Source organism: Winogradskya consettensis (assembly GCF_018332715.1).
Taxonomy (GTDB): domain Bacteria; phylum Actinomycetota; class Actinomycetes; order Mycobacteriales; family Micromonosporaceae; genus Actinoplanes; species Actinoplanes consettensis.
This window is the reverse complement of sequence record NZ_BOQP01000008.1, coordinates 676391-691574: the sequence shown is the minus strand read 5'-3', so window position 1 is coordinate 691574 and position 15184 is coordinate 676391. Positions and strand designations below refer to the sequence as shown.

The following is a 15184-nucleotide window of genomic DNA, read 5'->3' as shown; positions in this document are numbered from 1 at the left end:
TCGGGCGACGGAGCTCCCGGCGGGCGGCAGTTACGGGCCGGTACCGGGCGGCGGAGCTTCCGGCGAGCGGCAGTTACGGCCGGCCTGCGGGCGGCGGAGCTTCCGGCGGGCGGCAGCTACGGCCGGCTAGCGGGCGGCTGCTGCGACGACGGCGGTGCGGAGGAGGGCTATGGCTTCGGTGCGGGCGCCGGTCAGGGCGGGTTCGGTGGGGATGGTGGCGGGGTGGACCGGGACGGGGCGGGGGAGGTGGGCGACCACGGCGATGATGGCCGAGAGCAGGGCCGGGTGGGTGCCCCAGGAACCGCCGATCACGATGGCCGCGGGGTTGGTGAGGGCGACGATCGCGGCTGTCACGCCGCCGACCGCGCGGGAGATGGTCGAGCGGACGGCGGTGGCCTGTGCGCCGGGGGCCGTGGCGGCGGCGATCAGGCGGGCGGTGTCGATCGCGGTGGAGGTGGCGATGCGCAGGCCCAGTTCGCCGAAGACCTGGATGAATGTCGTCGCGTTGCCGTGCGGGCCGTTGGTGACCAGGTGGGAGATCTCGCCGGCCAGGCCGTCCGTGCCACGGCGGACCTCGCCGTCGCTGACGATCGCGCAGCCGAGACCCTCGCCGAGATGGAGATACGCGAAGTCGGCCGGCTGCGCGAGCCCGGGTTCGCGCCCGGGATCACGGGCGGCATCGCGCCCGGCATCGAACCCAGCGTTGAGGCCCGCATTTGGCCCGGTGTTGAGTCCGGGATCACGCCTGGCGTCGAGTCCCGCATTGAGCGCGGCATCGGGCCCGGCGTTGAGGCCGGCATCGAGTTCCGCGTTGAGGGCGGCGTCGCGTTCGGCGCGGGCTGCCCAGTTGACGTCGTTGTCGACGGTGATCGGGCCGGTGACGTGGGGGGTGAGGACGGCGACCGGGTCGAGGTCGCCGAGGAGGAACGGGGCGTCGGGGAGGCGCATGATGCGGCCGGTGTGCCGGTTGACGGGGTCGGCGGCGCTGACCACGGCCAGGCGGGCCGGCTGGTCGCCGTTACAACCGGTGACGGCCGTGTCGAGGGCGGTGGCGATCTGGTCGGGGGTGGCCGGCGTGTCGAGCGGGTGGGTGGCCCGGGCGAGGGTCTCGCCGTAGACGTCGATGCGTTCGGCGATGACGCCGTCCGGGCCGATGCTCACCGCGAGCGCTGTCCCGGCTGAAGCTGTCAGTGCGTAGTAGGAGCCCACCCGGCCTCGGCCGCGACCGCCGGGGGTGCGTTCGCCGGTGTCCGCCAGCAGGCCGAGCTCGGTGAGCCGGCGCACGCTCTCGCCGATCGTCGGTTTCGAGATGCCGGTCTCGGTGGCCAGCTCCGCCCTGGTCAGGCGGCGGTGACGCATGAGGCCGCGCAGGACGTGCTCGTCGGTGAGGGTGCGCAGCAGGTCGAGGGACGGCTTGGCGGGATCCACCCGACGATTCTAGGCAGGACTCTTGCCTTGAACGTGGCCGACCCGTACCGTCCTCTAAATAAGGAGACCTGACTAGAAGGAGTCGCGCCATGTCGGCACCCGTCATCCCCGGCCCGCACACGAGTGAAGAGTTGCCGCCGCTGCCGCACTGGGAGCAGACCCCGAGCGACCTCAAGGCCGCGATCCGGGAGGTCAAGGGGGCTCTGCGAGCAAGGATCGCGGGCTCCGGGCGTACCGTCGAAGAGGTTTTCGCTGTTGCTGAAGAGCGTGTGCGGGTCGCTGTGAGTGAGATCGTGGCCGCGAAGCGGCGGGGCGAGGCCGTCTGGCCGACCATTTCGTACGCGGACATCGCCGCAGGCACGGTTTCCGCAGAGCAGCTCGACCTGGTACGCCGTCGTGGCTGCCTCGTCGTGCGGGGTCACTTCGAGCGGGGGCAGGCGCTCGGCTGGGACCGGGAGATCGTCGACTACGTCGAGGGCAACGCGTTCTTCGACAACTATCGCGGCCCCGGTGACGACTTCTTCGGCAGCGTCGGCTCGAAGCCCGAGATCTACCCGATCTACTGGTCACCGGCGCAGATGCAGGCCCGCCAGAGCGACCGCATGGCGAACGTCCAGGCGTTCCTCAACGGGCAGTGGAAGCACGAGTCCGAGGGTGTCCAGTGGTTCGACCCGTCGCGTGACTCGCTCTACCCCGACCGGATCCGGCGCCGTCCCGAGGGTGCCGACTCGGGCGGGCTCGGCACCCATCTCGACCCGGGCACCCTCGACCTCTGGATGACCGAGTCCTACCAGCGGGCCTTCCGGCACCTCTTCGACGGCACGATCGAACAGTACGACCCCTGGGACGCCGCCCACCGCACGGCCGGTCCGCAGTACCCGGGCAGCACCATGTGCTCGGCGTTCCGCACGTTCCAGGGCTGGACGGCGCTGTCCGACATGGCCCACGACCAGGGCGTCCTGCACACCGTCCCGATCCCCGAGGCGATGGCCTACCTGATGCTGCGCCCGCTGCTCCCGGACGTCCCCGACGACGACATGTGCGGCGTCACCGTCAACCAGGTCTTCCCCGCGAGCGAGAAATGGCACCCGCTGCTGATGGAGGCCCTCACCGCGATCCCGGACGTCCGCGCCGGCGACTCGGTCTGGTGGCACGCCGACATGATCCACAGCGTCGCCCCGGTGCGGGACCAGCAGGGCTGGGGCAACGTCATGTACATCCCGGCGGCACCCTGGTGCCCGCGCAACGAACGGTACGCCGCTGACGTACGCGCCGCCTTCGAGACCGGCTCGAGCCCGAGCGACTTCCCCGAGGAACATTACGAGCGCACCTGGCCGGACCGTTTCCAGCCCGCCCAGCTCAACGAGACCGGCCGGCGCGGCCTGGGCCTCTGAGGGCAGAATCAGCGCATGCGCGCGGTCCTCTACGAACAGTTCGGCGAACTCCCCACTCTCGCGGAGGTCGCCGATCCGGCCCCGCCACCGGGAGGCGTGGTGGTCACCGTCGAGGCGACCGGCGTCTGCCGCAGCGACTGGCACGGCTGGCGCGGCCACGACCCCGACATCCGCCTGCCGCACGTCCCCGGCCACGAGTTCGCCGGGGTCGTCGCGGCCGTCGGCGCCGGGGTCCGCGACTGGCACCCCGGCGACCGCGTCACCACCCCGTTCATCTGCGCCTGCGGCACCTGCCCGGCCTGCCTCGCCGGCGACCAGCAGGTCTGTCACCGCCAGCAACAGCCAGGATTCACCCACTGGGGCTCGTTCGCCGACCAGGTCGTGGTCCACCAGGCCGACATCAATCTCGTACGCCTCCCGCCCGCCGTAGCCTTCGCCGAGGCCGCCACCCTCGGCTGCCGCTTCGCCACCTCGTTCCGCGCCGTCGTCACCCAGGGCCGCACCCGCCCCGGCACCTGGCTCGCCGTCCACGGCTGCGGCGGCGTCGGCCTCTCCGCCGTCATGATCGCCGCCGCATCAGGCGCCCGCGTCATCGCCGTCGACGTCAACCCCGCAGCCCTGGACCTGGCCACCCGCTTCGGCGCGTCGGTGACCATCAACGCCCGAACGACGCCCGACGTCCCCGCGGCGATCCGTGACGTGACGGACGGCGGAGCACACGTCTCCCTCGACGCCCTGGGCAGCGCGGTCACGATGACAGCCTCGATCGAGTCACTGCGGCGACGGGGCCGGCACGTGCAGGTGGGCCTGCTCCCACCTGCTGCCGGTGGGCGCCCCGCGGTGCCGATGGAGCTCGTCGTCGCCCACGAACTGGAGATCGTGGGGAGCCACGGGATGCCCGCTCACGCGTACCCCTCGATGATGGCCATGATCGAGGCCGGCACCTTGCGCCCCGCGGAGCTGATCACCCACGAGATCGCGCTGCCCGACGCCCCTGCGGCGCTCGCCGCCATGGACGGCCCCGCCCCGGCCGGCTTCACCGTCATCAAGGTCCGCTGACAGGCCGACGCTGATCCAGCGCACCTCGTCGTCCGTCATGGCGAAACCGGCGGCGAACGTCTCGCCGCCGCACGGGCAGGCGCACCCGCTGATGTCGGCATCGTCGAGGTGGTCGGTGCTGTCAGCGAAGGGTGCGCCACATATGTCACAGTCAGTTATCCAGGCCAGAATGTATATGTTATGTGCTGAGACATGATTGCCGCGTGTTTGACAGTCGGCGCTCCAGAATGTTGCGGCATTCAGGGTTTCAACGCAATTATGGTCGACTTTTATCCCGCTGTGGAAAGTCTCCGGCCGGTTCTCAAGAGTGCAACACGGGGTGTCATCGGGTGCAGCGGAGCCGCGATACTCGAACGGACTTTCTTGCCGACTTCGTCGCCGTCACGTCGCTCGTCGCCGACGGGGATGCGTCGTGCGACGCCGCTCCCCAAACGTCATCGACGCACCATGGAATGGTGACAGTTCGTGTTGTTCCTTCGTTGATTTGATAGTCGCCTATTTACGAGGACGGAAGATTCGCCGGACATTGCGCTGAAGCACCGGATGTCACAATCTTTGGTCGCAGAAGTCGTCAAGCGCGTGGCAATCACGTCTCAGCACAGGGCACATAGGTCTGGCCGAGGTGACGGACCGTGACGACGATGGCGGAAGGTGCCGGGTGTCATTCCAGGGTGGTCATTGCGAGCCCCCTCTTACCGTCGGTCGCTGCAGGACTCCAGGTCGCTGCGGCGTCCGGCTTCTGGCTCGTGACCGGCCCGGATGTCGGGCCGGTCAGAGGCGGGCAACGGCGGAGGCGGGTAGCGGCGGAGGCCGGGCAGCGGCGGAGGCCGGGCAGCGGCGGAGGCCGGGCAGCGGCGGAGGCCGGGACGGTCAGCGGGTGCGGCCCTTGCGGGCGGCGAGGCGGGCGGCGCCGCCGCCGATGATCATGAGGATGGCGAGGAGGAGGAGGCCGGTCAGGTCCTGGCCGGTCTTGGGGAGGTTGCCGGAGCCGGTGGTGGTGTCGGAGTTGTCCGTCGGCGGGGTGGTGGTGGGGTCGGTCGGGTCGTCGGTGTCGGTGTCGGTGGGGGTTGAGGCGATGGTGAGGTTGGCGGTGGCGGTGTTGTTGACCGTGTTGCCTTCTGCGCTGGTGGTGCTGATCGTGACGGTGACCGGGAAGGTGCCGGCCTTGGCGGTCTTGGCTACCGCGAGGTAGAGCCAGAGTTCGCTGCTGGAGCCGACCGGGGCTTCCGGGCCGGTGCAGGTGACGGCGTTGCTGTCGACGTCGGGGGCCGGGTCGCAGGTCAGTTCGACGGTGTCGGCCTCGGTGGCGGCGGCGGTGAAGTCGGCGGTGGCGGCGTCGAGCAGGACGACGGCCTTCGTGAGGGTGGTGCCGGCGGGCGGGTTGATCAGGAAGCTGACGTCCGCGGCGCTCTGCGAGCCGTTGTTGCTGTACGGGAGCTTCAGCAGGATCGCCTTGCCCTGGGTGGCCGACGGGGTCGGGTTGCTGTAGTCGATGTTGAGGTCGACCGTGGGGGCCGACACCGTCAGGGCGGGCAGGGCGAGGTCGTCGGCGGCGCCGCAGGTGCCGGTGTTGCCGCCGTCGACGCAGCCGCCGCTGATCGTGGAGCCGACCGTTGCGCCCTGGTCGATGATCAGCGGGAGGTCCAGTTCGGTGGTCTCGCCGTCGGCGATCGCCAGGGTGCAGGTCACGATGCGGGCCGTGGACCCTTCGGAGCAGCCCGTGGGCAGGGTGCCGTGGGTGGTGCCGGTGGGCAGGACGAACGTCGCCGTGTACGGGTCCGCGTCCTGCGGCCCGCTGTTGGTCAGCGTGATCGGCAGGATCGTGGTCTGACCCGGCGCGGGGCGCGGCACCGACGGGGTCCCGACGTTCACGGTGACCGTGTAGTCGGCCGTCGTGGTCGTGACCACGGTGCCCTGGGCGGTCAGGACGTCGGTGTTGTCGGCGTCGTTGCTGAGCGTGACGCCCGTGACGCTCCACAGGGTGCCGGTGGTGACCGAGCCGTCCACCGTCACCGCGAGGGTCACGGTCACCGCCTGGTTGGCGATGAGGTTGAAGCCGCGGCAGGCTACAGCGGTTCCCGCCGTGACCGTGCAGTCCGCGTCGCCGACCGTGGCGCTGGTGACGGTCATACCCGCAGGGAGGCCGGTGAGCGGCACCGTCAGCGTCACCCCGGTCTTGTCGGCGGTCGAGACCACGCTGATCGTGGCGTTGCCGGTGGTGCCCGCCGGGATCGTCTTCGGGCTGATCGTGAGCGTGGCGGTGTCCTTGAGCGGGCGGTCCGAGGCGAACGCGACGACCGTCGCCGAGCTACCGCAGGTGCTGACGCCGTCGCGGGTGAAGCATCCGTTGCCGACGATGTCGCCGTCCACGGCGGTGCTGGAGACCAGTACCGGCAGGTTCCAGATCTTCGCGGGGGCGCCTACGGCCTGGGTGATCGTGCAGCTCAGCAGGACGGTGCTGGACGGGTTGCAGTCGAGGGCGGCCTGGCCGGACAGCGCGCCGAACGTGCTGTTGGTCGGGGCCGAGACCGTCGCGGTGACGCCGATCGCGTCGGACGGGCCCGGGTTGGTGACCGTCACCGACATCGTGGTGGTGCCGGCCACCTCGACGTTGCCGGACGGGCCGCTGACGGCCACGGCGAGCTGGCTCGACGGCGTACCCGTGGTGGCGAGCTGACCGCCGCCGGGGACCGACTCGCCGTTGACCGTGAGGGTGATGCCGCTCGCGGTCCAGGTGACGCCGTTGCGCAGGGCGGAGGCGGCGCGTACGACGAGCGAGACCGCGCTGGTCGTGCCCTGGGCGAGGTTCACGCCGGTGCAGGTCACCTGAGTGGAGGCCAGGGTGCAGGTGGAACCCGTGGGGCCGGAGGCGCCGGTGACGACGAGCCCGGACGGGAGGGTGAGCGGGACGGTCACCGTGGTGCCGGGGATCGCGCTGGTGGCGGTGGCCCGGACGACAGCTGTACCGCTCTGGCCGGGTGTGATCGTGACCGGCACCGTCGCGAGGGTGACCCGGCTGCTCAGCGGGGTCGCCAGCTCGATGGCGGGGAGCGGCTGGCAGGTCGTGGAGACGGTGACGCAGCCGCCGCCGACCGGGGACGTCGCACCGAGCGGGACGGCGACCGGGAGGGTGAACCGCAGGGTTCCGCCGGCGGCCACGGCGACCGGGCAGGTCACCGCGGTCGGGGTGTCGATGCTGCAGCCGGCGAGCGAGGGCGTGCCGAAGGTGGTGCCGCTCGGGGCCGTGAAGGCCAGGCTCCTGGTGGTGGCCGGTCCGGTGTTGGTGACGGTGACCGCCAGGTTGGCGGTGCTGCCGGGCAGGACCGTGCCGGCGGCGGGCGCGACGACCGTGACGGTGAACGCATTGGCGGCGGTCACGATCGTCGCGGTGGGGACGTTGCGGGTGATGGTCCTGGCGGCCTGGGCGACCACGATCGCCGGGGTCCAGGTGCCCGGGGTCGCGGACGAGACGGGGGTCAGGGCCAGCGCGATGTCGGTGCTGCCGTCGGCGGTGAGGTCCACCCCGGAGCACGTGACGGCGTCGGTGCTGATGACGCAGTCGGTGGTGCCACCCTGACGGGCCGAGACCACAGCGCTTCCGGCGGGCAGCCCGGCGCGGGGGACAGTGACGGTCAGGCCGGTACGAGCATCGGCGGACTCGACGGTGATGGTCGCGGTGCCCGTACTCCCCGCGGTGATGGTCTTGTTGTCGGCGCTGACGGTGACGGCCTGGTCCAGGGTGCGGGTCGTCGGGATGTCGGGCAGCGCCGGGTCGCCGGTGGTGCAGGCGCCGTCGGAGCCCTTGTCGACGCAGCCGCCGGTGAGGACGATCGCCGGCGGGGCGTCGGGGGCGACCTGCACCGGCACCGACCAGACGACCTGGGGCGCCGTCATCGGCACGGAGAAGTCGCAGTCGATCCGGACGTTGCCGTCGGCGAGGATGCAGTCGTCGTCGGCCCGGCCGGTGAGCGGGCCGAACGTCGTGTACGGCGGCGCCAGGATGCTGGTCACGACGTGCATGGCGTCGGACGGGCCGGCATTGGTCGCGGTGACCGTCAGGGTGGTCGTACCGCCGACCTCGACGGGACCGGGCGGGAGCGAGGTCTCGTAGGTGACCGCCGCGATCGGGTCGCCGGTGGTGATCAGCGTGCCGTTGGGGGCCTGGGTGCTCTGCCCCGAGCCGTCGGTCATCGTGATCGGTCCGGGTGTCCAGCTGATCCCGGTGCCCAGGTCGGACGCCGCCGTGACGGTGACGGTGATGACCCGGCGGCTGCCGGTGGTGAGGCTGACGCCGGTGCAGACGACATCGGTCGTGAACGTGCAGGCCGAGCCGCTCGGGCCGGTGGCGCCGGTGATGGTGAGGCCGGCCGGCAGCGTGTTCGTTGGGATGGTGGCGGTGAGGCCGGAGATCGCGCGGTCGGCGTCGACGACCACGTACCCCGGGGCGCCGGGGCCACCCGGGACGGCGGTGCCGGGTTCGGTGCTGATCCGGGCGTCGGCGCTCAGCGGCGAGTCCAGGGTGATCGGCGGGAAGTAGCCGTCGGGCGGGTTGGTGCAGTCGCCGTCGAGGTTGGCGTCGTAGCAGCCGTCGTCGAGCACGACGTCCGGGTCGGCGGTGCCCGGGACGACGATCCGCAGCGGGAACGCGAGGTCGCCCTTGGGCAGGTCGCGCACGCAGGTGACCACGGTGGCGGTCGCGGTGCAGAAGCCGTCGGCGGGAGTGGTCAGCGCGGCGAACGTGGTGCCGCTCGGGGCCTTGAACTGCACGCGGGCCTGGCGGTAGAGCGAGGGGCCGGCGTTGGTGACGGTCACGCCGAGGTCACCGGTCGCGCCGGGCAGCAGGGTGCCGGGGGCGGGGACGGTCACGGCGACGCTGAGCGGGTGGACGGGGGCGCCGATCGTGGCGGTTCCCGGCGTACGCGTAACGGTCTCCGAGCCTTGCGTGACGGTGACCGCGGGTGTCCAGACGGCCTGGGCGGCCCCCGCGTCTGCACTCAGCGCGAGCGGAATTCCGTAGGTCCCGCCCGCGGCGATGTCCACCCCGGCGCACTCGACGAATCCGGTCTGCACGGCGCAGGTCGTGGCCCCGGTGAGGGTCAGGCCGGCGGGAAGGGAACCCGTGTCGACACGTACGGTCAGAGCGGTCCGGGTAGCGGAAGCGGCAACACTCACCGTGGCCGTCCCGCTGGTACCCGGAGTGAGGGACGGGTTGTCGGCGCTCACGGTGAGTACGGTGCCGAGCGGCGCGCGCAGCGTGATGTCGGGCAGGACCACGTCGCCGGTGCCGCCGCAGGCCCCGTCGCCGCCGAGGTCCGCGCAGCCACCGGTGACCGCGTCGGCCGGGTCGGCGTTCGCGGGGATGACGATCGGCAGCGCCCAGACCAGGGGCTGGTCGTCAGCGGCGAGGGTGACCCGGCAGGTCAGCGTGCTCGCCGACGCGGCGGTGCAGGACTGGGCGATCGCGCCGTCGAGGGTGGCGAAGGACGTTCCGACCGGGGCGTTGAGCGTGACCGGCGCGTTGACGGCGTCGGACGGCCCGGTGTTGTCGAGGGTCATCGTCACGGACGTGGTCTCGCCCGGCAGCACGGTCCCGGGTGCCGGGCCGCTGGTCGTGGCGGTGAGCGTGTAGCTCGCGGTGCCGGTGGTCAGCAGGACGCCGTTCGCGGTCGCGGTGTCGCCGCCCGGGTTCGTGACGGTGATGCCGGTCGCGGTCCAGGTCCCGTTCGCCGCGGCGGCGGTGACCGACAGCGGGATGGTGACGGTGGCCGCCGTACCCGCGGCGATGTCGACGCCGGTGCACTCGATGAACGCGGACTGCACCGTGCACGAACCGCTCGGGGCCACGCTGGGCGCGCCGGCGAACACGTCACCGGGCTTGTCGTTCAGCGGAACCCTGATGGTCAGGCTGCTCTGCGCCGGATCGGTCGCGACGGTCACCCGGGCGATCCCGTTCCGGCCGGGCGTCACCGTGGCCGGCGTGGTGCTGATGGTCAGCTGCTGGTTGAACGGCGTCGACAGCGGCATCGGCGGGATCGGCCGGTCGGGCGGGTTGGCACAGGTGCCGTCGTTGTTCAGGTCGACACAACCACCGGGCAGCGGGGTACGCGGATTCGTCCCGGCGGGCACGTTCAGCGGCACCGGGAACCGCAGCGGGGTCGCGTCGGCGGTCAGCCCGAACGTGCAGGTCAACCGGGTGCGGGCGGCGTTCGCGGTGCACAGGGTCGAGGTGGGGGCGGTGAGCGTACCCAGGGTGGCGCCCGTCGGGACGGCGATGCCGATCGTGGCGGTCGCCAGGTCGGACGGGCCGAGGTTGTCGACGTCGACGGTGAGCGTGCCCGAACCGCCGGGCAGGATCGCCGGCTGCGGCAGCGTCACGACGGCATCGAGCGCTGCCTGCGGCGGCCCGACGACGGCGAGCTGCGGGTCGCCGCTGATCTGGTTGCCACCGCCGGCGTCGACGGTGACCCCGGTGGCGGTCCAGGTGGTGCCCTCGGCAGCTCCGGCATTCGCCCGTACGCGCAGAGTCACGCTCGTCGTCTGCTGGTCGGCGACATTGATCCCGGTGCACCGGATCTGCCCCGCGGCCGCCGTGCAGCCCGCGTCGGCGGGCGTGACGGTGAGCGAGGCCGGTACGGCACCCAGCGGCACGGTCAGCGTCAGGTTGCTGAGCGCTCCGTGCAGCGCCCTGACGCCCACGGTCGCGGTCTCCTGGGTGCCGGGCGTGACGGTCGCGGCGGCGGTGACGAGCTGCGCGCGCTGGTCGAACGGCACCTTGAGCACGATCGCCGGCACGGGCCGGTCGCCGGTGCCGGAGCAGCCCGCGGTGCCGGACAGATTGACGCAGCCCCCGGTGACCGGCGTGAACGGGTCGGCGTTCGCGTCGACGACCAGCGGCAGCAGCAGATCCGGGGTGCTGGTCCCGGCGGGCAGCGTGACCGTGCAGGAGACCGACAGCCCGTCAGCGGCGCGGGTGCAGCGGGCCACGGCGGCGGCATCGGTCAGGGTGCCGAAGGTCGTGCTGGTGGGGGCGGTGACGACAAACGTACGGCCGGTCGCGTCGGACGGCCCCGCATTGGTGGCGACGACGGTGAGGTTCGTGGTGCTGCCCGCCGTGACCGTGCCGTCGGCGGGGCCGGTGACGGTGACGGTGACCGCGTCGGCGGGCGTACCGGCGGTGGCGATCGGGCCGGTGCCGTCGACGCTGTCCGTGCCGTCGGTGACCGTGACGGTGGTGCTCCACGTCTGCGGCGGCACGACCGACGACGCGACGGCGACCTGGACGTCCACGGTCTTCGTCACCCCGGTGCTGAGGGCCACGCCGGTGCAGGTGATCGCCGTGGTCCCGTTGACGGTGCAGGTGCCGCCGTCGACGGCCGCGGCGCTCGCGGTGAACCCGGCGGGCAGGTCGGCGAGCGGGATGCTGACGGTCAGCCCGGTCTCGGGCCGGGTGGAGCGCAGGGCGACCTGGCCGGTGCCGGCGCGACCGGGCACGATCGTGCCGGGGCTGGTGCCGACGGTGACGACCTGGGCCAGCGGGGTCGCCAGATAGATGTCGGGGATCCCGGGATCGCCCGGCCCGCAGACGCCGTCGTTGTCCAGGTCGGCGCAGCCGCCGTCGACGGGCTGGTCGGGGTCCGCGCCGGCGTCGATCTTGATCGGGAAGAGGAAGTTCAGCGGCGTCGCGGCCTCGGCCAGGTCGAACAGGCAGGTCGCGTGGGTCGCGTCCGTCAGCGTGCAGGCAGCCACGGTGTCGGGGTCGGCCAGCGGCTCGAACGTCACCCCGGACGGCGCGAGGACGCCGATGCGGGCACCCGTGGCGTCGGACGGGCCCAGGTTGTCGACCTCCACACCCAGGTCACCGGTGTCGCCGGGTTCGAGCTCGCCCTCGTCCGGCACGGTCATCGTGGTGGCGAGCCGGTAACTGGCGGCGCCCACGGTCGCGAGCTGCTTGTCCGCGGTGATCTGATCGGTGCCGTCCGAGACGGTGATGCCGGTCGCGGTCCAGTCCGTCCCCTGCGCGGTGCCGGCGGTCGCGGCGACGACGACGCTGATCGCGGCGGTGCCGCCGTTGCCGATGCTGACGTTCGGGCAGGTGATGTTCCCGCCGCCGATGGTGCACGTCGTCCCGGTCAGGGTCGCGCTGGTCACCGACAGCCCGGTCGGCAGCATCAGCGGCACGGTCACCGTCAGCCCGCTCACCGCGCCGTGTACGGCGTTGACGCTGACCGTGGCGCTGCCGGACGAGCCGGGCGTGACCGTCACCGGGGTCGCCGTGATCGTGACCCGCTGCGCGAACGGCACCTTCAGGAGGATCGGGTCGAAGCGCTTGTCCGGCGCGCCGCCGCAGCTGCCGTTGTTGTTCAGGTCCACGCAGGCGCCGCCGAGCGGGGTGTTCACGTCCGCGCCGGCCGGGATGCTCACCGGCAGGGTCAGCTGCGGGCTGCTCACCCCGGCGGCGAGGGTGACGGTGCAGGAGGCGCTGGTGCCGTCCGGGGCGACCGTGCAGGCGGTGGCTGCCGGGCCGGTGGGTGTGCCGAACGTCGTGCCGGTCGGCGGGATCACGCCGAACGGGGTCGCCGGCGCGTCGGAGGGGCCCGTGTTGCGTACGGTCAAAGAAAGGTCGGTGGTCTGCCCCGGCTCGACGGTGTTGTCGGGCGGGCCGGTGACCGTGGCCGTCAGCTGGTACGCGGGAGTGCCTGCATTCGCCAGGGGACCGCTGGAGGTCATCTGCTCGCCGCCGTCCGAGACGGTGATCGGGCTGACGTTCCAGGTCACCGGCGGGGTCACCGAGGAGGCGACCGCGACCGCCACCGCGATGCTGTCCGCCTGTCCCGCGCTCAGGTCGACGCCCTCGCACGTGATCGCGGCGGCGCCCAAGGTGCACGTGGACCCGGCCGGGCCCGTGGCGCCGGTGGCCGTGAAGCCGGTCGGCAGCCCGGTGACGGGGATCGTGACGGACAGGTCGTCCTCGGACTGCGTGGAGGTCAGGCGCACCCGCCCGGTGCCGTTCTCGCCGGGCACGATCGTCGCGGGGGTGGTCGTCACGGTGAGGCGGTTCGCGATGGGCGTACGCAACTCGATCGCCGGCAGTGGCTTGTCGACCGGGTCACCGCAACTCGTGTCGTTGTTGAGACTCACACAGCCACCGGTCAGCGGCGTCGCCGGATCGGCCTGCGCGGAGACGACCAGCGGCAGGGTCAGCGTCACCGCGGGCCCGGCCACCGGGATGTCGTTCGTGCAGCGCAGCGTGGTCGGGGACAGCTGCGTGCACGCCGCAGCGGTGCCGGTCAGCGTCCCGAACGTGGTGCCCTGCGGCGCCACCACCACATAGCTCGCGGCGCGGGCGTCGGACGGGCCGTTGTCGGAGACCGTCACCGACATCGTGGCGGTCTGCCCGGGGCGCACGGTGCGCGCCGCCGGTCCCGTCGCCGTCACTCCGAGTGTCCACTGGGGATCGGCGGTGACGATCGTACCGGTCGCCGTACCCGTGGAATCTCCGCTCGTGGCCGTCACCGGCTCACCCGCCGCGGCCGACCACCCGGCCGTGACCCCCGCGCCGAGCGTGACCGGGACGGAGACCGTGACGGTCCCGGTGGCGGGCACGGTGACACCGGTGCAGCGGATGCCGTTCGTCGTCGTGCAGGTGCCGCCGCCGGTCGTGGTGACGGTGCCGACGGTGTAGCCGGCCGGGGGAGCGGGCAGCGTGATGGTGGTGCCGGTCGCGGGGATGATGCCGAGGTTCCGGACCCGGACTGTCGGCGTCGCCACGCCGTCACCCGGCACGGCGGTGGCCGGGGTGATGCTGACGCCGGTGTCGAGGTTGACGTCGGGATCGCTGACCGTGAGCACCCGGCCCGCGCCGCTGATCGCGGTCCCGTTGAGCGTGGCCGCCATGCCGGTGACGTTCCAGACGGTCCCGGGGGCCGTCGTGGTCGTGGCGGCGGCCCGCAGGCTGATCGTCGACGTGCCACCGCCCGGGACGACGACGCCGGTGCAGGTGATCGCACTGGCGTTGACCGAACAGGGGTTGCCGGCGACGGTCGCGGAGACGATCGAGACACCGGCGGGCTTGTCCGCGAGCGGGATGGTCACCGTCGTGGTCGCGTCCGAGGGGCCGTCGTTGGACACCGTCACCGGGGTGGTGGCCGCCTTGCCGGCCGCGAGGCTCATCGGCGTCACGGTGATCGAGCCGCCGGTGCTCTTCGGCGCGGCCCGGTTCACCAGGGTGCCACCGCCGTTCACGCTGATCGTGGTGTCGGTGACCCCGGGGATCGGGGTGCTGACCGCGGTGATCGTGCTCGCGGCGGGCGCCCAGTCCGCGGCGGAGGTCGCCGACGCGGCGAGCGACACCGGCAGCGACACGACGGCGTTGCCGGAGCCGGGCACGGTCACACCCGTGCACGTGATGAACGTGGCGCTGGTCGTGCACGTGCCACCACCGGTCACCGTCGGCGTGCCCAGGGTGTAGCCGGTCGGCGGCATCGGGATCCGGATCGTGGTGCTCGGCGCCGCCACGTCACCGGTGTTGGTCACGGTGACCTTCGGCGTGCCGTTCTCGCCCGGTGCGAGGGTGGCGGGGGCGAGGTTCACCGCGCCGAGCTTGACGATGCCCGAGCAGGTGGACTGGCCGACGATGACCGAGCCCTCCAGCACCGCGCCGCCCGGAAGCAGCCCGATGTCCAGAGCGCGGACGGTGTAGTTCAGCCGCCCGGTGCCCGCGTTGTACGTGGCGATGCGGTGGTCGACGGTCAGAGTGAGGACGCCGGCCACGTTGAGCGGCAGGTTGACCTGCGGGTTGATCGCGGTCCCGCCGACGTTGAGGTTGGCGATGTCCGTGGTCGTGCTGATGGTCGACGCGCTCATCGTGCAGCTCGTCTGGACCGCGCCCACCGACAGGGCGCTCAGCACCCCGAGCCCGGCAGTACCCGCCGACGCCGTGCCACCACCGGTGACCGGGCCCACCGAGGTGTTGACCGCGCCGAGGTTCAGCACCCCGGGGATGGTCGTGCCCAGGGTGCTGCTGGTGCTCGCCGCGCCACCGGTCGACCAGGTCTTCGCCGGGTCGGGCAGCGCGATCGTCACCGGGATCAGCCCGCCCAGCACCTTCACGGTGATGTTCGCGGCCTGCGCGGTCGTGTTGATCGGGCCGACGGCCGCGTAGGCGGCGATCGGGGGCCCGGCCAGGGCGACAAGCAGCAGCACGACGGCCGCTAAGGCCACCTTTTTCATCATTTTGAGCACGGGTGTCGCCACGAGCGAACCCTAAGACGGACTTATACGAGCAGTCTTCGTTTTTCGGAAAC

The 15184-nt window shown here is 72.2% G+C and carries 4 protein-coding genes; 2 read left to right on the top strand and 2 right to left on the bottom strand.

Annotated features, from left to right (window positions below; all coding sequences use genetic code 11):
* Positions 1-126: 126 nt before the first annotated feature.
* Positions 127-1428 carry an ROK family transcriptional regulator gene (locus tag Aco04nite_RS48775; protein WP_244875901.1) on the bottom strand — a complete coding sequence of 434 codons (1302 nt, stop codon included), beginning with the start codon at positions 1426-1428 and terminating at the stop codon, positions 127-129.
* An 89-nt stretch (positions 1429-1517) separates the two neighbouring features.
* On the opposite strand from Aco04nite_RS48775, the gene Aco04nite_RS11760 reads away from it, so the two are divergent.
* Positions 1518-2822, top strand: coding sequence for a DUF1479 domain-containing protein (locus Aco04nite_RS11760; RefSeq protein WP_244875900.1), 1305 nt, complete (start codon positions 1518-1520; stop codon positions 2820-2822).
* Between the two features lie 15 nt (positions 2823-2837).
* Positions 2838-3881 (top strand): zinc-dependent alcohol dehydrogenase family protein, encoded by a 1044-nt coding sequence (locus Aco04nite_RS11755; RefSeq protein WP_212997221.1) that lies wholly within the window; start codon positions 2838-2840, stop codon positions 3879-3881.
* Between the two features lie 870 nt (positions 3882-4751).
* Here the strand turns inward: Aco04nite_RS11755 and Aco04nite_RS11750 are convergent.
* Positions 4752-15134 (bottom strand): beta strand repeat-containing protein, encoded by a 10383-nt coding sequence (locus Aco04nite_RS11750; RefSeq protein WP_212997220.1) that lies wholly within the window; start codon positions 15132-15134, stop codon positions 4752-4754.
* Positions 15135-15184: the final 50 nt, after the last annotated feature.

Coding starts and splice junctions, on each gene's coding strand:
- Aco04nite_RS11760 (WP_244875900.1), top strand. CDS start 1,518: ATGTCGGCACCCGTCATCCCCGGCCCGCACACGAGTGAAGAGTTGCCG.
- Aco04nite_RS11755 (WP_212997221.1), top strand. CDS start 2,838: ATGCGCGCGGTCCTCTACGAACAGTTCGGCGAACTCCCCACTCTCGCG.